At 70.1% G+C, this 16,899-nt stretch carries 17 protein-coding genes; 11 read left to right on the plus strand and 6 right to left on the minus strand.

The window, feature by feature from the left end; all coding sequences use genetic code 11:
- Nucleotides 1–84: 84 nt before the first annotated feature.
- Nucleotides 85–450 (plus strand): DoxX family protein, encoded by a 366-nt coding sequence (locus tag ITJ62_RS06505; RefSeq protein ID WP_194600381.1) that lies wholly within the window; start codon nt 85–87, stop codon nt 448–450.
- A gap of 34 nt (nt 451–484) precedes the next feature.
- On the opposite strand, the gene ITJ62_RS06510 is transcribed toward ITJ62_RS06505, so the two are convergent.
- Nucleotides 485–1,447: a zinc-dependent alcohol dehydrogenase family protein gene (locus tag ITJ62_RS06510; protein ID WP_194600383.1), complete on the minus strand. Its 963-nt coding sequence runs from the start codon at nt 1,445–1,447 to the stop codon at nt 485–487.
- Nucleotides 1,448–1,533: 86 nt separating this feature from the next.
- Between ITJ62_RS06510 and ITJ62_RS06515 the strand changes: the two genes are divergently transcribed.
- Nucleotides 1,534–2,163 carry a TetR/AcrR family transcriptional regulator gene (locus ITJ62_RS06515; RefSeq protein ID WP_194600385.1) on the plus strand — a complete coding sequence of 210 codons (630 nt, stop codon included), beginning with the start codon at nt 1,534–1,536 and terminating at the stop codon, nt 2,161–2,163.
- A gap of 15 nt (nt 2,164–2,178) precedes the next feature.
- Here ITJ62_RS06515 and ITJ62_RS06520 read toward each other — a convergent pair whose 3' ends face one another.
- Nucleotides 2,179–2,577 carry a glyoxalase/bleomycin resistance/extradiol dioxygenase family protein gene (locus ITJ62_RS06520; protein ID WP_194600387.1) on the minus strand — a complete coding sequence of 133 codons (399 nt, stop codon included), beginning with the start codon at nt 2,575–2,577 and terminating at the stop codon, nt 2,179–2,181.
- Between the two features lie 96 nt (nt 2,578–2,673).
- On the opposite strand from ITJ62_RS06520, the gene ITJ62_RS06525 reads away from it, so the two are divergent.
- Nucleotides 2,674–3,666 (plus strand): YafY family protein, encoded by a 993-nt coding sequence (locus ITJ62_RS06525; protein ID WP_194600389.1) that lies wholly within the window; start codon nt 2,674–2,676, stop codon nt 3,664–3,666.
- A gap of 114 nt (nt 3,667–3,780) precedes the next feature.
- On the opposite strand, the gene ITJ62_RS06530 is transcribed toward ITJ62_RS06525, so the two are convergent.
- Nucleotides 3,781–4,701: an SDR family oxidoreductase gene (locus ITJ62_RS06530; protein ID WP_194600391.1), complete on the minus strand. Its 921-nt coding sequence runs from the start codon at nt 4,699–4,701 to the stop codon at nt 3,781–3,783.
- 174 nt (nt 4,702–4,875) lie between these two features.
- Between ITJ62_RS06530 and ITJ62_RS06535 the strand changes: the two genes are divergently transcribed.
- Both ITJ62_RS06535 and ITJ62_RS06540 read left to right on the plus strand, forming a co-directional pair.
- Entirely contained in the window at nt 4,876–5,733 is an 858-nt protein-coding gene (locus tag ITJ62_RS06535) for a helix-turn-helix transcriptional regulator (protein WP_194600393.1), read from the plus strand.
- Between the two features lie 160 nt (nt 5,734–5,893).
- A complete protein-coding gene (locus ITJ62_RS06540) occupies nt 5,894–6,454 on the plus strand; it encodes an NADPH-dependent FMN reductase (RefSeq protein ID WP_194600396.1) in 561 nt (186 codons plus the stop codon).
- A gap of 36 nt (nt 6,455–6,490) precedes the next feature.
- On the opposite strand, the gene ITJ62_RS06545 is transcribed toward ITJ62_RS06540, so the two are convergent.
- Nucleotides 6,491–7,879 carry an NAD(P)/FAD-dependent oxidoreductase gene (locus ITJ62_RS06545; RefSeq protein WP_194602358.1) on the minus strand — a complete coding sequence of 463 codons (1,389 nt, stop codon included), beginning with the start codon at nt 7,877–7,879 and terminating at the stop codon, nt 6,491–6,493.
- Between the two features lie 20 nt (nt 7,880–7,899).
- Nucleotides 7,900–8,526 carry a dihydrofolate reductase family protein gene (locus ITJ62_RS06550; protein ID WP_194600398.1) on the minus strand — a complete coding sequence of 209 codons (627 nt, stop codon included), beginning with the start codon at nt 8,524–8,526 and terminating at the stop codon, nt 7,900–7,902.
- Between the two features lie 185 nt (nt 8,527–8,711).
- Between ITJ62_RS06550 and ITJ62_RS06555 the strand changes: the two genes are divergently transcribed.
- Nucleotides 8,712–9,197 carry a glutathione peroxidase gene (locus tag ITJ62_RS06555; protein WP_056005205.1) on the plus strand — a complete coding sequence of 162 codons (486 nt, stop codon included), beginning with the start codon at nt 8,712–8,714 and terminating at the stop codon, nt 9,195–9,197.
- A gap of 21 nt (nt 9,198–9,218) precedes the next feature.
- On the opposite strand, the gene ITJ62_RS06560 is transcribed toward ITJ62_RS06555, so the two are convergent.
- A complete protein-coding gene (locus ITJ62_RS06560; RefSeq protein WP_194600399.1) occupies nt 9,219–10,091 on the minus strand; it encodes an oxidoreductase in 873 nt (290 codons plus the stop codon).
- Between the two features lie 199 nt (nt 10,092–10,290).
- Between ITJ62_RS06560 and ITJ62_RS06565 the strand changes: the two genes are divergently transcribed.
- The 5 genes from ITJ62_RS06565 to ITJ62_RS06585 all read left to right on the plus strand — a co-directional run bounded on the left by ITJ62_RS06565 (nt 10,291) and on the right by ITJ62_RS06585 (nt 16,797).
- Nucleotides 10,291–10,782: a PadR family transcriptional regulator gene (locus ITJ62_RS06565; RefSeq protein WP_085514431.1), complete on the plus strand. Its 492-nt coding sequence runs from the start codon at nt 10,291–10,293 to the stop codon at nt 10,780–10,782.
- Between the two features lie 61 nt (nt 10,783–10,843).
- Nucleotides 10,844–12,547, plus strand: coding sequence for an AarF/ABC1/UbiB kinase family protein (locus ITJ62_RS06570; RefSeq protein WP_194600401.1), 1,704 nt, complete (start codon nt 10,844–10,846; stop codon nt 12,545–12,547).
- 179 nt (nt 12,548–12,726) lie between these two features.
- On the plus strand, nt 12,727–14,013 hold the full coding sequence (locus tag ITJ62_RS06575; RefSeq protein ID WP_194600403.1) for a CaiB/BaiF CoA-transferase family protein: 1,287 nt from the start codon (nt 12,727–12,729) through the stop codon (nt 14,011–14,013).
- The gene (locus tag ITJ62_RS06580) at nt 14,013–14,792 is read left to right on the plus strand and encodes an enoyl-CoA hydratase/isomerase family protein (protein WP_194600405.1); all 780 of its coding nucleotides are present in this window, start codon (nt 14,013–14,015) and stop codon (nt 14,790–14,792) included. Before ITJ62_RS06575 ends, ITJ62_RS06580 begins: the two co-directional genes overlap by 1 nt.
- Nucleotides 14,793–14,850: 58 nt before the next feature.
- Entirely contained in the window at nt 14,851–16,797 is a 1,947-nt protein-coding gene (locus ITJ62_RS06585) for a helix-turn-helix domain-containing protein (protein ID WP_194600407.1), read from the plus strand.
- Nucleotides 16,798–16,899 lie beyond the last annotated feature (102 nt).

Below are 16,899 nucleotides of genomic sequence, written 5' to 3' on the forward strand. Positions count from 1 at the left end.
TTTGTACGCCGGTCCGATCCGGTTCACACTTGCGTCGGTTACCCATCGTAACCATCAACGCACACACGCACTCGGAGGTTGCACATGGTCATCGCCTATTGGATCGTCGCAGGACTGCTCGCGGTCCTGTACCTGTACTCGGGCGGCATGAAGCTCGTCCGCTCTGCAGAGCAGCTCCGCCCGATGATGGCGTGGGTCGACGGCATGCCGCTCTCGGCGGTTCGAGTGATCGGACTGCTCGAAGTGCTGGGCGTGGTCGGCCTCATCCTGCCCCCGCTCGTGGGCGTCCTCACCTGGTTGACCGTCGCTGCGGCGGTCGGGCTGGTGCTGGTGCAGATCGGTGGTATCACCCTGCATGTGCGTCGCGGCGAGATCCGGGTCCTCGGGCTGAACGTCGCCCTGCTGGTGCTCGCCGCCGTCGAGATCTGGCTGGCGACGATCTGGCTGTAGTGGTGGCGGATCTGTGCCTGCCTCGTCAGCCGACTCAGGGGACGAGCACGATGCGCCCGAACACGTCCCCGGCGTCCATGAGACGGTGCGCCTCGGCTGCGTCGCTCAGCGGCAAGGTGTCGTGGACCACCGACGTGAGCGCGCCTCGGAGGGCGTCGTCGAACACCTCGGCTCGCACCCGGGCGAGTTCCTCGCGCGGCACGGTGTCGAGGCTCAGGGTCCCGAAGGTGATCGATCGGCGGAAGCCGGCCAGGAGAGCCGTGCCGAAGTCGGCGGGCGGGAACCCGCCCACCACGCCCACGGCGATCAGGCGGCCGTTCGGCGAGAGCCGCTCGATGAACCGGGGGAGGTCGGGACCGCCGACGATGTCGAGGATGACGTCGAACTCCGCCGGGGCGTCCGCATCGCCTGCGCCGGAGCGGTCGAGCACGTGGGTTGCACCGAACGCCCGCAGGCGTTCCCCGCGTTCGGAGGACGAGGTGGTGACGGCGATGACGCCGGCGCGGGCACGAGCGGCCAGCTCGACGCCGGCCAGGCCGATACTCCCGGCGGCCCCGCGCACGAGGACGGATTCGCCCTCGGCCAGGCGAGCGCGTTCGAGCGCGAAGTGCGCGACCGGGAACGCGCTGCCCAGCGTCACCGCCTGGACGGACGTCAGGTCGGATGGCAGCTCGACGACCTCATCGGCTCGCGTGATCACGTACTCGGCGTACGCGCCTGAGGTCCCTGTGAACGCCCACACCCGTCGACCGACCCACGCGGGGTCGACGTCGGGCCCGGTCGCGGTGATGACGCCGGCTGCTTCACTCCCCGGGATCATCCCCGAGTCCCGGGCGGCTTCGGCGATCCCGCCCCGGCGGATCACGACGTCGACCCCGCCGACGCCTGCGGCCTCCGTTCGAACGAGGACCTCACCGGCCCCGGGCGTGGGGACGGGCAGGTCCGCCACCTCCATCCCACTCGGGTCGCCGAAGGTCCGGATGATCACTGCACGCATGGGTGCACTCCGTTTCGCGGCGGGGGATCTGACCCGCCTCCCGAAACGTAACGGACGCACCCGTCCACTTGAGTAATGTGAGACACATGCCCGCGACACTGCCTCAGAACCTGCGTTCCGACGCCCAGGAGAACCGTGACCGCGTCCTCGCGGCAGCCCGCGAACTGTTCGGGACCGACGGCCTCCACGTGACGATGCGAGAGATCGCCCGCCGAGCCGGTGTCGGGCCGGCCACCCTGTACCGACGGTTCCCGACCAAAGCCGATCTCGTCAGAGCCGCATTCGTGGACGAGCTCGACGACTGCCGCTCGATCGTGGTCGACGCCCTCGCGGACGTCGACCCCTGGCGTGGATTCCGCAGCATCATCGAGGAGGTTTTGGTCCTCAACGCGCGGAACCAGGGGTTCACGGACGCGTTCCTCGCCGCCTACCCCGATGCCGTCGACTTCCGGACCCAGCGTGAACAGGCCGTGCGTGCGATCACCGCCGTCGCTCAGAGTGCCATCGACGTGGGTGCGCTGCGCGCGGACTTCGTCCTCGACGACTTCCTCGTGGTCCTGCTCGCGGCTCGCGGACTCTCGAGTACGACGGAGACGGAGCGCGTCCGAGCTGCGCGACGCTACGCCGCACTCGTGATCGACGGACTGCGCGCGTCCGACCGGCACGGACCGCTCCCTCCAGCGCCGCGACTCATCCCGAGCGTCATCCCGGCGTAGGCCGCACGTCCAGGTTCACAATGCGACCCGCTTGCTCGCGTCAGCGTTGGTCGGGGTGAAGACGTTGACGAGGTTGCCGTCGGGGTCGCGGAACAGCAGCGACCGGTTGCCCCACGGCATGGTCGTCGGCTCGTTCACGAACGTCTCCACGACGCCCTGGAGCGTCGCATAGATCGCGTCGACGTCATCGACGAGCAGATCGAGGATGACGGATCGGTTGGCACGCGGTGCGGCGGCGTCCTCGCCCAACAGCGGGATGGTTGCTGAACTGGCGATGGCGAGCGTGCCGGTGTCGGTGCGCACCTCGGCGAACTGTGGGTGCAATCGTGTCGCGGTCGCACCGGTGACCCGCTCGTAGAACGTGACCAGGGTGTCGACGTCGTCTGTGATGATCCGGGTGGCTGCGAGTTGCATGCGTGTCTCCTTGGCTGGTGGTGTTTCCCCACAGGTGCGGGGCGGTGACGACGATAGAGCCAATACCGGACCGTTTCCGCCCGGTATTCTCAGGAGATGGGACATGCCAGCTCGCCGACTGCTCGAGCGCTGCAGTTGCTCGAGCTGCTGCAGTCTGCGGAGATCCGCAGCGTGCCAGAGCTCGCCGAGCGGTTGGGCGTCGATGAGCGGACCGTGCGCCGCTCCGTGCAGCGTCTCGTAGACATGGATGTCCCGATCGATTCGGTGCGCGGTCGCTACGGCGGGTACCGCCTCGCCGTCGGCCGACGGGTGTCGCCGATCATGCTCACTGACGAGGAAGCGGTCGCCGTCTTCCTCGGCTTGAGTGAAGCTCAATCGTCCTCGGACTCCCCGGACGTCGCAGCGCAGATCGCCCTCGCGAAGGTCCGGCGTTCCCTCCCGGCCGCATCCGCGGAACGCGTCGAGGCGGTCATGCAGGCCACAGTGCTGAGCCCGTCGCGCGTCCACGTGCCCGACGCCGGCGTCCTGCTCACCGTGTCGGATGCGCTCCGAGCAAGACGTCCCTTGGAGCTGCGCTACCGCGACGCGGAGGACACGCCATCGCGTCGCACCGTGCATCCGTTCGACCTGCTCGTCCATGCCGGTCGTTGGTACCTGGACGCGTTCGACGTCGAGCGAGCGGAGGAGCGCACCTTCCGGGTCGACCGCATCCGATCGGCGCGCGCGCTGCCCGGCGTCTTCCCAGACCCGGTCACTCGAGCCGAGCGCCCTCGACTCGTCGACCGCTTCGCAGGGGCGGACTACCGATGGCACGTCCGGTTGCGCATCCAGGCGAGCGTCCCGCAGATACGGGCCCACTTCCCGGAGAGCGTGGCCGTCGTGGAGTCGATCGAGGACGCACCCGGCTGGCATCGGGTCTCGATCCAAGCCAAACGCCTCGACTGGCTTCCAGCGGTGATCGCCGGGATGGGAGATCACGCGGTCATCATCGACGAGCCTGAGGATCTCCGTGAACTCCTCCGCGCGACAGCGACGCGGATGCTCCGCATCGCGTGCGGCGCGGACGGGGCGCCGTCCATCCCTGAGTAGCGCGCGAGCCTCCGGATCACCTCGGTGCCGGCCACCGGTGGGCGGTGGTGGCGGCCATCGTCACGAGTTCCGGCGGGCGTCCTCGGATCATCGACCGGTCGACGGTCGTGCGCTTCACCGTCGGATGAGCCGCTCGGATTCGTCCCAGAGCCGGCGGGCGTCGTCCAGGTCCCGCATCGGCGGCCACAGGGTCGGGAGGAGCGCGGGTCGGCCACCGATGGTCCTCACCGGGCCGTAGAACTCGTCGCCTCGCGCGGTCGAAGCCGTTGCGGCCATGAGCGCGGGCTGAGCGGCGCTCGACACCGAGCCTGCGACGCCGAGGCGTGAGAGCAAGCGGACCACGCGACGGGCTCCGGTGTCCCGCTGCCGGCCCATGCCCGGTTGGGCGGCCAACAGGTTGGTGGGGGAGACGCCAGGGTGGGACAGGTTGCTGGAGACACCCCAGCCGCCGGCGCTGCTGCGGGCATCGAGTTCGCGGGCGAACAATGCCACGGCGATCTTGGACTGCTGATAGGCCCGCATCCCGTCGTAGCTGCTCTTCCAGTCGAGGTCGTCCCAGTTGATCGAGCCGCTCCGGGCGGCGATGCTCGTCTGGTGCGTGACGCGTGCCCCGCCGACCTTGAGCAGCGGCAGCAGGCCGAGGGTGAGCGCGAAGTGGCCGAGGTGGTTGACGCCGAACTGGAGTTCGAAGCCGTCGCGCGTCTCCTGCCGCTCCGGTGGCGTCATGACGCCCGCGTTGTTGACGAGCAGGTCGATCGGGCGACCCTCCGCTGAGAGCTGGTCGACGAGCGCGGAGACGGACTCCAAGGAGGCGAGGTCCAGACTGCGGACCGACACCCTCGCGCCCGGAACAGCAGCACGGATGCCGTCGGCGACGTGCTCGCCCTTCGTCGTCGAGCGCACGGGCAGGACGACTTCGGCACCCGCCCGGGCGAGGTCGGTTGCGATGACCCGTCCGAGGCCGTCGCTCGCGCCGGTGACGACGGCGAACGACCCGGTCAGGTCGGGGATGGTGAACGTGGGTGTCCGAGGCATGGGTGGTCCTTCGTCGTGGGTGTCGCCGTGGTCCGGCGTGTGGGAACCACTCTCGACGGCCGGCCTCGGCCGGTCCAGGACCGGCTCATCCACTGATCGGCGATCCGTGGCTGGCGCCGCTCCCGCACGATAGAAAGGAGGTCCACGGACCGCCGCACGGCGAGGAGAGACGACATGATCGATCGGCCGGGTCTGGCGACCTTCCTCAGTCATCGTCGCCACCTCCTCCAGCCTGAGGACGTCGGGCTGCCGCGCGGTCCACGGCGCCGGACGGACGGCCTCCGCCGGGAGGAGGTCGCGGCGCTCTGCAACATGTCGACCGACTACTACGCCCGTCTGGAGCGCGGGGTGGGGCCGCAACCGTCCGAACAGATGATCGCCTCGATCGCCCAGGGCCTGCATCTCTCCCTCGACGAACGGGACCACCTCTTCCGGCTGGCCGGGCGCACTCCTCCCGCGCGGGGAGCGCACGGCGACCATGTCGGACCCGGTCTGTTGCGGATCCTCGACCGCTTGCAGGACACCCCCGCCGAGATCATCAACGAACTCGGCGAGACGCTTCGCCAGACCCCGATGGCCGTCGCACTCAACGGCGACGCTTCCCGATTCACCGGCGACGACCGGAGCCTGGGCTACCGGTGGTTCACCGACCCGACCGCGAGCGCGGCCTACGCGCCCGCCGATCGCCTGCTGCTCTCGCGCGTGTACGCCGCCGGGCTGCGGGAGGTCGTCACGATGCGCGGTCCCGGATCGCGTGCGGAACGACTCGCGAACGCACTGCTGGAACGGAGCGAGAACTTCCGCGAGTTGTGGGCCGCGCAGGAGGTCGGTCTCCGGCCGACGGAGGTCAAGCGGTTCCTCCACCCCGAGGTCGGCGAACTGGAACTGCACTGCCAGACGCTGCTGGACCCCGATCAGTCCCACCGGCTGCTCGTCTACACCGCCGAGCCGGGGAGCGAGAGCGCCGAGAAACTTCGACTCCTCGCCGTCATCGGCGCACAATCCCTGCCGGGGCGGCCGGCGGCCTCCTGATCCTGACGCCGGGCCTCGCCGCTCCAGCACGCCCGGAGCCCTTCGGCAAGCCCCACCCCGGACGCGGGCGCCTGCCAAGCCACCCGGCTACAGTGCGAGCCAGGCACCACCACGTCCCGTGACTCGCGGGACGGGCACGCACATCGAAGGAGCACACCCCATGTCAGACCTCCGTATCGCCATCATCCTCGGCAGCACCCGCCCCGGCCGCAACGGCAAGGCCGTCGCCGACTGGGTCGTCGAGCAGGCCGCCGGTCGGGCTGCGAGCTACGAGCTCATCGACCTGCTCGACCACCCGCTGCCGCTCCTCGACGAGCCGACGCCGCCGTCGTTCGGGGCATACGAGAACGAGCACACGAAGGCCTGGGCGGCGACGATCGCGCCCTACGACGGGTTCGTCTTCGTCACGCCCGAGTACAACCACTCCACGTCCGCTGTCTTGAAGAACGCCATCGACTACCTCTACGCCGAGTGGAACAACAAGGCCGCCGGGTTCGTGGCATGGGGCAGCCTCGGCGGTGCCCGCGCGATCGAACATCTCCGCGGCATCAGCGCCGAGCTGCAGATCGCGGACGTGCGGCAGCAGCTGAGCTTCTCACTGTTCGCCGACTTCGAGGACTTCAGCACCTTCACGCCCGGACCGCAGCACACCGAAGCCGCCGGGGTGCTGTTCGACCAGCTCGAAGCGTGGGCAGGTGCACTGAAGCCGCTCCGCGCCTGATCGCCTCCGGCAACGGCGAGAGCGCACTCGTGGTCGTTATCGGACCGGGTTGACGACCGGTACTGCGTTCTCGTCGCGCCAGAGGGTCTCGATCGGGATCGACTGACCAAGGATGCGTTCCGCCGCCCGATGGCCGGAGTGGAATGCCGCCGTCACCGTCGCGGGGTCGTCGGTCCAGGTCGCCTCGCCCGCGAGGTGCAGGACGCCACCGACCGGGCTCGCGAGGGCGTCATGGTCGTCGGTCGTCGAGCCGACGGTCATGTAGGCGTAGGACCCGCGGGAGAACGGATCGTCCTGCCAGCGCGTGACGTGCACCTCCGTCGGCTCCTCGACGCGGTCGCCGTACAGGCGCCGCAGCTGCTCGAGGTTCGACTCCACGACGCGCGATTCGTCCCAGTCCCGGATCTCCACGGCCGTCGGGCCGGCGGCGAACGTGAGCAGCGTCGGCGATCCGTGCGCCGTCGTGAGGTCGTACCAGGAGTGCCAGCGTCGACTCTCCGGGCCCTGCTGCCGGATGGCGTAGACGTCGTCGTCCCAGAACCTCCGCTCGAACCGCAGGAACACCTTCTCGAACGCGTTCATCCGCAACCGCGAGAGTGCGCCGGCGAGCGGCTCCGGCAGCGGGGGATCGATCACGAACTCCTCCGACTGCAACACCCCGACCGGCACCGTCACCACCACTGAGCCCGCATGCAGCACCACCTCGCCCATCGGTCCCTGCGCGCTGACCTCGACGCCGTCCGCGGACCACCGCACGTTCGTCACCACGTGCTCCAGGCGCACGTCGAGCCCCTCGGCCAGCCTCCGGGGGAGCACGTCGTACCCGTCGGGGAAGACGACCTCATCACCGTCGATCGCGTCGTCGTCGAGCCCGTGGGCCGCGAGGTCTTCGATCCATGCGCCGTATTGCTCCTCCGAACGATGCTCCAGGTACTCGCGGACCCGCTGCACCCGCTCGGCGTCCCAGTCCTGGAGCGCGAGCGCCGCCTCGGTCACGTCACGGTAGGACGCGTCCGATGCGGACTCGGCGACGACACCGAGTAGCGTGGCGTCGAGGGCGTGGACATCCTCGGCGAAGCCGCGAGCCTCGGCGCCCGACAGGCGCTCGCCGTCGGGACCGTAGTACGCGATCGGCCGGCTGTCCGGCTGGTAGCCGCCGACGGTGAACTCGACCGTCCGCATTCCGAACGCGTCGGCCGCCGCGGCCACCGCGCTGTCATTCACCCCGTGCACCCACGACGCGCCGAGATCGGTCACCTGACCGTCGCGACGCTCGGTCGACACCCGCCCGCCGACCCGGTCACGGGCCTCGACCACGACCACCGTTCGTCCGGCGGCCGCGAGGAGTCGTGCGGCGACGAGCCCGGCGACGCCGGCACCGACGACGACCGTGTCGAGGCGGGTATCAGTTTCGGGCGACTTCATCGACGCCTCGTCTGATGCGCTCATCGCGGGTCGCCCATGTCGCCGGTGGCCGGTGTGCCGTCGATCCGTTCGTACCTGAGGTGGACCGTCCCTGCGGGGGAGGTGGTCGCCGGGCCGAGCAGGCGCAGCGAGGACGGCACGGTGCCGGTGGCGAACACGCGCTTCCCGGTGCCGAGCGTGATCGGGTACACCCAGAGGTTCAGCTGATCGAAGAGTGCCTCAGCGAGCAGGGTCTGCACGAGGTCGAGGCTGCCGATGACGTGGATCTGTGAGTGACGCTCGCACAGCGCTCGAACAGCTTGGGGGAGGTCCGGTCCGAGCTGCGTCGAGTTCGCCCACCCCAGCTCCCGCGGCTCGCGTGACGCGACGTACTTCGGCAGTCGGTTGAAGAGCCGGGCGATGCCGTCGTCCTGGCCGCCCTCCTGATACGGCCAGTACCCGGCGAAGATGTCGTAGGTCCGGCGCCCGAGCAGGAGGGCGTCCATGCCCACCATGCCGGCGTCGATCTGCTCCCCGTCGACCTCGTCGATGAGCGGCGCCTGCCAGCCGCCGAACGCGAACCCGTCGCTGGGGTCCTCCTCGGGCCCGCCGGGCGCCTGCGCGACGCCGTCGAGGGTCATGAAGAGGTCGATGTGGATGCGTCCCATGTCCTGCTCCGATCTGCTGCACTCACGATCCACCGGCGGGCAGACGGTGTCAACGGCTGTCGGCTGGGAACGCCCTGCCGAAAGGGCGTCGGCCGTGTCCTGGGCGAGTAGCGTTCGGAGTGGATCCGCTTGCGCACACCAGTGCACGGGCAGGACGTCGTTCGACAGATGAGAGGCATCACACCATGACCGATCTGGACACCATCCCCGTCACCACCCTCGACGGCCGGGACACGACCCTCGCGGAGTGGGACGGGAAGGCCAAACTCGTGGTCAACGTCGCGAGCCGCTGCGGCCTCGCACCGCAGTATGAGAAGCTCGAGGCGCTCCAGAAGGAGTACGCCGACCGCGGCTTCACGGTGATCGGGTTCCCGAGCAACCAGTTCCTGCAGGAGCTCGGCGACAACGAGAAGATCGCCGAGTACTGCTCGGCCACCTGGGGCGTCACCTTCCCGATGATGGACAAGGTGAAGGTCAACGGCCGCAACCGGCACCCGCTCTACCAGGAGCTCGTGAAGACCGCCGACGCGAACGGCAAGGCCGGCAACGTCAAGTGGAACTTCGAGAAGTTCCTCATCGCACCCGACGGCACCGTGCACCGCTTCCGTCCGACGACCGAGCCGGACGCCCCCGAAGTCATCGCCGCGATCGAGGAGAGCCTTCCCGCGTGACGCCGCGACGGCCGGACGCGCTCACCGGTAGGTGACTCCGGTGAGCGCCTCGGCCGTCGTCCAGAGTTCGGCGGCGACGTGCTCGTCGCGGGCCGCCGAGGTCCGGCCGACGGGCTTCGGGGCACCGCGCATCTCGCCGAAGCCGCTCGGACCGTAGTAGCCGCCGGGCTCGACGTCGGGCGACGTCGCCGCGTAGAGCGTCGGAAGCGCGCCCATCTCCGCGCTCTGACCGAGAAGCCGGGTTCCCCAGGCGAGGAGCGGACCCTGCGCGGACTCGGTGTGGGACTGGAGTTCGGTCGACGCGAAGCCGGGGTGTGCGGCCACGGACAGCACCGAGGAACCCTCCGCCGTGAGGCGTCGCTGCAACTCGGCCGAGAACATGAGGTCGGCGAGCTTCGACTGGCCGTAGGCGGACCAGCGCCGATACGTGCGGTTGCGCCAGTTGAGATCGGCCAGGTCGATCTTGCCGGCACGGTGCGCAGCACTCGACAGCGTCACGACTCGCGTGGAGATGCGGTCGATCAGCAGGCCGGTGAGGGCGAAGGGCCCGAGGAAGTTCGTGCCGATCTGCATCTCGAAGCCGTCGGCCGTGCGTCGCTCGGGAACCGCCATGACGCCCGCGTTGTTCACCAGCACGTCGACCCGCTCGACACCGTCGGCGAATCGGCGGACGGACGCCAGGTCGGCGAGATCCAGCTGCCGCACCTCGACGTCGCCGGTCATCGTCGCCGCCGCACGCGCGCCCTTGTCCGTGTCGCGGCAGGCGAGGATCACGGCGGCACCGTGGGCGGCGAGCTCGCGGGCCGTGACCGCGCCGATCCCGCTGTTCGCGCCGGTCACGATCGCGACGCGGCCGTGCTGATCGGGGATGTCTGCTGCGGTCCAGGGGCTCATGAGGGCGACGTTACGCCATCACGATCTTCCGATTACACATATCGTTCACAGCTTCACCGATATATCGTTGAGCATCGTTCACGTACGACGAAGGAGAGCAATCATGGGTGGATTCCCAAGCGGTGGCGCAGGATTCGGTGGCGCAGGGTTCGGTAACGGTGGAGGCTTCGGCAACGGAGCCGGCTTCGGTACCGACGGCATGTGGCAGATGATGGAGCAGCTGCGTTCGAAGTTCGAGAAGAGCGCCGGATCGCGCGTCGGCCGAGGCGACGTCCGCTCCGCCGTGCTGGCCCTCCTGGCTGAGCAGCCGATGCACGGCTACCAGATCATCCGCGAGATCGAGGAGCGCAGCGGCGGCTCCTGGAAGCCGAGCGCAGGCTCCGTCTACCCGACGCTGCAGCTCCTCTCCGACGAGGGCATCATCACGGCCGAGGAGTCCGGCGGCCGTAAGACCTACGCGCTGACCGAGGCCGGTCGCGACGAGGTCGCCGAGTCCGGCGCATCCGCTCCGTGGCAGAACGCCGAGTCGTCCGAGCACCCCGGCTTCACCGCCCTGCCGAAGGCCGGCGTCGAGCTGGCCCAGGCCGCAGCCCAGGTCGGCCGCACCGGAACGCCCGAGCAGGTCCAGCAGGCTGTCACCATCCTCGACGACGCTCGCAAGCGCCTCTACGCGATCCTCGCCCAGGACTGACCGAGTGTCGTCGACCGGCGGGACGCCCAGCGACTCGGCGTCCCGTTTCGGCGAGCTCCCCATGAGCGGGCGGACCGGCGTTCCTGCCGGTCCGCCCGCTCACGGGCGCGCCCGGTACCGTCGCATCCTCCGCTTCGCGAGCTGGCACCTGGCCGCCGCCTGGTGGTTCGAGATCGTCCTGCCGCGGTTCGGGCTCATCAAGCTGACGGAGCGGACCCGCACGCGCCGCATGCAGAAGTTCGCACGACGGTTCCACGTGCTCGCCGTCGACCTCGGCGGCCTCATGATCAAGGTCGGCCAGTTCATGTCGTCGCGCCTCGACGTCCTCCCGCCGGAGATCACGAAGGAGCTCGAAGGCCTCCAGGACGAAGTCCCGCCCGTAGCCTTCCCGCGAATCCGCGCGCTCGCCGAGTCGGAACTCCGCGTGCCGCTCTCGCAGGTCTTCGCCGGCATCGATGAACGCCCCGTCGCAGCGGCCTCGCTCGGCCAGGCGCACCGCGCCCTGCTCGCTCCGGCGCTCGCCGCGGACACGGGGCTCGACGCCGTGGTGCTCAAGGTCCAGCGCCCGGGCATCGACGAGATCGTCACCGTCGACCTCGCCGCCCTGCGCAAGGTGGGCGGCTGGTTGCGCCGCGTCCGGCTCGTCTCCGACCGCGTCGACATGCCCGCACTCGTCGAGGAGTTCGCCGCGACGAGCCTCGAGGAGATCGACTACCTCCATGAGGCCTCGAGTTCCGAGCGGTTCGCCGCAGACTTCGCGGGCGACGACCGCGTCTCCGTACCCGCGGTGGTGTGGGAGCGCACGACCCAGCGCGTCCTGACGCTCGAAGACGTCACCGCCATCAAGATCACCGACGCGGACGCTCTGCGCGCCGCCGGCATCGATCCGGTCGACGTGGCACCCGTGTTCGCGGCCGTCATGTTCGACCAGCTCTTCACCAACGGGTTCTTCCACGCCGACCCGCATCCCGGCAACATCTTCGTGACGCCGGTCGACGCAGCCCCGGGCGAGCGGCCCTGGAAGCTGACCTTCATCGACTTCGGGATGATGGGCGAGGTCCCGCCGACCACGAGGCGCGGCCTCCGGAAACTCCTGATCGCCGCCGCATCGCGCGACGGCAAGGGCCTGGTCGACGCGATCCGCGACCTCGGCGTCCTCCTGCCCTCTGCCGACACGACCGAGCTCGAGCGGGCCATGACCGCGCTGTTCGGACGCTTCGGCGGTATGGGGTTCGCGGAACTGCGCGACGTCGACCCGAAGGAGTTCCGCGACTTCGGCAACCAGTTCAGCGAGGTCATCCGCACGCTGCCGTTCCAGCTCCCCGAGAACTTCCTGCTCATCATCCGCGCGATCTCGCTCACCTCCGGTGTCTGCAGCGCCCTCGACCCCGAGTTCAACCTCTGGGACTCCGTGGAGCCCTACGCGGCGCAGCTGCTGCGCGACGAGCGTGGCAACGTCGTCCAGGACCTCGGTCGCGAGGCACTCGACATCGCCACGGTCGCCGTCCGCCTGCCGAAGCGTCTCGACGCGGTCATCACGCGGGTCGAAGCCGGCACGGTCGCGACCACCAACCCGAGACTGGAACAGCGGATCGCGCGGCTCGACCGCACGACGGGCCGGGTCGTCTCGGCCGTGTTGTTCGCCGCGCTGCTCGTCGGGGGTGCCGTCCTCCGTGCCGACGACGCGGTGCTCGGCACCGTCTTCATGGTGGTCTCCGTCCTGCCGCTCCTCCACGCACTCTTCTCGGGGCGACGCGGGCGCTGACCGATCCGGCATGTGTCGTGGCCGTCCCTGAGGCCGCGGATGTGGTCCAGACGGACATGTCCGCGCCGTCGACAGCGGTGACAGGATCGCCACGCACGATCGGGACCGTTCCGAAGTGCAGAGCGGAGCGACATGCGCAGGCGGCCGGATCACACCACTTCGACGACGGGTGCCACCCGATGATCGACGATGACCTGCGTATCCGCCTCGCCGACCTCGGCGGGTTCGACACGGCACGCGGCTCGCTCGCGGGCGTGGTGGTCGTCGACGTCACCAGAGTCGTCGCCGGCCCGTACTGTTCGATGGTCCTCGCCGACCTCGGGGCCACCGTCATCAAGGTCGAGCACCCGGACGAACCCGACTACACCCGGGCCTTCCCGCCGTTGCTCGCGGCGGAGGACGACTCCGGCGACCCGGTGGGCGAAGACCGACTGAGCGGGTTCTTCGCGCAGTACAACCGCAACAAGCTCGGCGTCACCGCCAACCTCCGGCATCCCTCGGGTGCCGCACTGCTCGAGCATCTGGTGGCTCGCGCCGACGTGCTCGTCGAGAACTTCCGTCCGGGCACGATGGACCGCCTCGGCCTGGGTCACGAGCACCTGCGGACGATCAACCCGCGCCTCGTGTACGCCGCCCTCAGCGGCTACGGTCAGACCGGACCGTACCGTGCTCGACCGGCCTACGACAACAGCGCCCAGGCGACCGGCGGTCTGTGGTCGATGAACGGCCCGGCCGGTGGACCTCCGACGAGGGTCGGCACCATCATCGGCGACCTCGCAGCGAGCCTGTACGGGACGATCGGCGTCCTCGCAGCGCTCCGGCACGCCGACACCACGGGGTACGGGCAGCTCGTCGACATCTCGCAACAGGACTCGGTCCTCACCCTGACCGAGAACGCGGTCGTCGCCTACACCACCGAGGGCACGGTGCCGGTCCCGCTCGGGAACGCCCATCCCTTCGTGCGCCCCTACGAGGCGTTCCCCTGCCGAGACGGTTTCGTCTTCTTCGGCGGCTACACCGACAAGTTCTGGCGGATCTCCTGCGAGTTGTTCGGAGCCCCGGGGGAGTACGAGGCCCACCCCGAGCTCCACGCGATGGGTGACCGGTTCGACGAGGGGGTCTACGAGGGCGCGGTCCGTCCCCTCGTCGAACGCTGGTTCGCCGGCCGCACCAAGGCGGAGCTCGAGGCGCTCGCCGGGGACCTCGTCCCGCTGAGCGCGGTGAAGGACATCGGCGAAGTGGTGGCCGACCCGCAGATCGCGGCGCGGGACATGGTCGTCGAGACCGCCTATCCCGGGTTCGGCGCACTCCGGACCTTCGGCTCACCCGTCAAGCTCGACGCGACCCCGCCGCGGACGAACGGCCCAGCGCCGTCGACGGGGGCCCACACGGCCGCGGTGCTCCGGGAGCTCCTCGACTACGACGAGGCCGCCATCGACGAGCTGCGGGCGGAGGGGACCATCTGATGGGCGGAGTCCGACTGGACCGGTCCGGGGCGACCGCCGTCATCACGATCGACCGCCCAGGCAAACTCAACGCGCTGACCCTCGCGATGTACGACCAGCTCGGCGAAGCGTTCGCCGAGGTCCGCGACGACCCGCGCATCGGTGTCGCGATCCTGACCGGTGCCGGTGACCGGGCGTTCTGCGTCGGAGCGGACCTCAGCGAGTCGATACCGGCCCTGGCCGACGGCCGGTTCGACATCAGTGAGTGGGACGACGCGCATCAGAAGCACACCCGTCTCGACAAGCCGGTGATCGGCGCGGTCAACGGGCTCTGCCTCGGGGGCGGGTTCGAGATCCTGCTGTCCACCGACATCCGCATCGCCGCCGAGCACGCGGGGTTCGCGCTCCCGGAGACGGGTGTCGGCGTCGTGCCCGCGGGAGGCACGCTGAGTCGTCTGGTCCGCCAGATCCCGTACGCCTTCGCGATGGACCTCATGTTGCGCGGCGGTCGCATCGACACGGCGACCGCCCTCCGGTACGGCGTCGTCAACCGCGTCGTCCCGGCCACTGAGCTCATGGACACCGCGCACGACATCGCCGACGAGCTGCTCACGAAGAGTCGCACCGCCGTCGCCGCCGTCAAACGGGCGGTCCGCGAACTCTCGGACCTGCCTCTCGAGCAGGCCTTCCGCCGTGAGGCGGTCCTCGGTCAGGAGGCCTTCACCAGCGAGGACGCCCGCGAGGGGCTCGCCGCGTTCGCCGCCCGCACTCCGCCCGTGTTCCCCTCGCACGACTCCTAGACTGAGGCCATCCTGCCCGAGGCGGTCGTGTCCCGCCCCCCACGCTGATGGAGTCCGCATGAGTCCGTCGATCGGCTCCGACGAACCGCGCCCGAGCGTCGACGCTGCGAGGTCGGGAGCATCACTGGCGCTCGACCTCCTCGCGACGTCCCGCGACGAGCCCGGGCGTCCCGGCGCAGGTGTCCGGGACCTGCTCGCCCGGGCCGGTGTCGCCGGAGCCGAGGCGGAGGCGGTGGTCGAGTCCGTGCGCGAGTCGCAACTGCGTGGTGCACGGTTGCGGCGCCGGGCGAACGAGCTCGAGGCGCTCTTCTCGACCGCGCGAGAGCTCGTCCGCCTGCAGGACGTCGACGAAGTCCTACGCCGCCTGGTCGAGCGTGCGCACCAGCTCATGGGCACCGACGTCACCTATCTCTCCGAGGTCGAGAACGTCCGCGGAGACCTCCGGGTGCGGCACTCCGTCGGGACGGTGACGCCCGGGTTCCGAGACCTGGCCGTCCCGGCCGGGGTCGGGCTCGCCAGTCTGGTCGCCGGGACGCGTGAGCCCGCCTGGGTCGCGCGGTACGAGACGATGACCGAGGTCGGCCACGACGACCGCATCGACGCCGCCGTTCGGGCGGAGGGACTCGTGTCGTTCCTCGGTGTCCCGCTCGCGGTCGGGGACGAGGTGCTCGGCGCACTCTTCGCGTGCAACCGGTTCGGGTACGACTACACGCCGGACGACGTCCTCCTGCTCTCGGCGTTCGCCGACCACGCCGCGGCCGTCCTGCACACGGCGCGGGCGCTTGCGGAGCGGGCGGCAGCCGTCGTCCGCGCCGAGGAGGCCTACCGCGAGCTCGAACGTCACCTCGCCGCGACGGAGCTCGCGAGCGGAATCCATGAGGAGCTCACCTCGGCGGCGATGTCCGGCGGTACGGTGGTGGACCTCGTCGTGACCCTCTCCCAACGACTCGGACGACGGGTCTGGGCGTTGGACGACCAGGCGAGACTCCTCGACGGCGGTGGTGAGCTGCCGAGCAGACCGGTGCTCCGCGACGCGGTCGGTCGGAGCCAGCTGAGCGGGCACGCCGAGCTCGTGGAAGCCCGAGGGCACCGTTGGCTCGTCGTGGCGATCGTCGGAGCCGACCGCGTCCTCGGGTCGATCGTCGCGGAGGCCGGTTCCGGTCCCGACGACAGCGTCCTCCGCCGCACGCTGGAGCGGGCCGCCCAGGTGGCCGCGTTGGTCTCCTTCAAGCGCGACGCGGTGATCGCGTTGCGAGCCGAGCGTCGAGCGCGCTGGCTGCTGGCGGTCGTCGACGGTGCGGACGATGTCCTCTCGGCGGACGTCGAACCCTCGCTGCAAGCCATGGCGCCGGGAGCCTGCGCGGTCGTCGACGTCCTCGAGCGGGACGTCGCCGACGCGGCGTTCGTCGCCGCGGGTGCCGTCGGTGAGAACGGCGTGGTCGCCCGGCGCGATCACCGGGTGATCGTCGCCTGGTCGGTCGCGGACCCCGTCGCCGAGACGGAGCGGCTGCGTCGGCTGCTGGCCGACCGGCTGCACGAGTCGGCGCTCACCGCGGTGGTCTGCACCGGCCTCGGCGGATGGGCGGATCTCGGCCCGGCCGTCGAACGAGCGACGGCCGACCTGCGGTTCCTCCACCCACTCGGCATCGAGGCCGCAACGGTGGCCTCCGACAGTCTCGCGCCGTATCACGCGCTCACCTCGGGCGAGCCGACGGCGGTGATCCGCTTCGTCGACGAACTCCTCGGGCCGGTCCTCGCCTGGGATGGACGACGTGGCACCGCCCTGTTCGACACGCTGGCCGGTTTCTTCGATGACGGCGAGAGCCGACACGCGGTGGCGAGACGCCTCCGCATCCATCCGAACACGGTGCAACAGCGTCTCGACCGCATCCGCTCGCTCCTCGACGGTGACTGGGACGACAGCGAGTTCCGATTCCGGGTGCAGGCCGCTGCGCGACTCGAGCGACTCCGGCGGTCCCTGCGCGATGCGCACCCGGCCGGCTGAAGCCGCGCGGGCCGCCGCTCGGTGCCATCGGTCGTTCCGACACACTGTCAGCGCGGAAACATGGGTGCTCGGTCCATAGGCCGGTCTCCGGTGCTCCAGCAC

This window comes from Plantibacter sp. VKM Ac-2876, assembly GCF_015350715.1.
Classification (GTDB): domain Bacteria; phylum Actinomycetota; class Actinomycetes; order Actinomycetales; family Microbacteriaceae; genus Plantibacter; species Plantibacter auratus.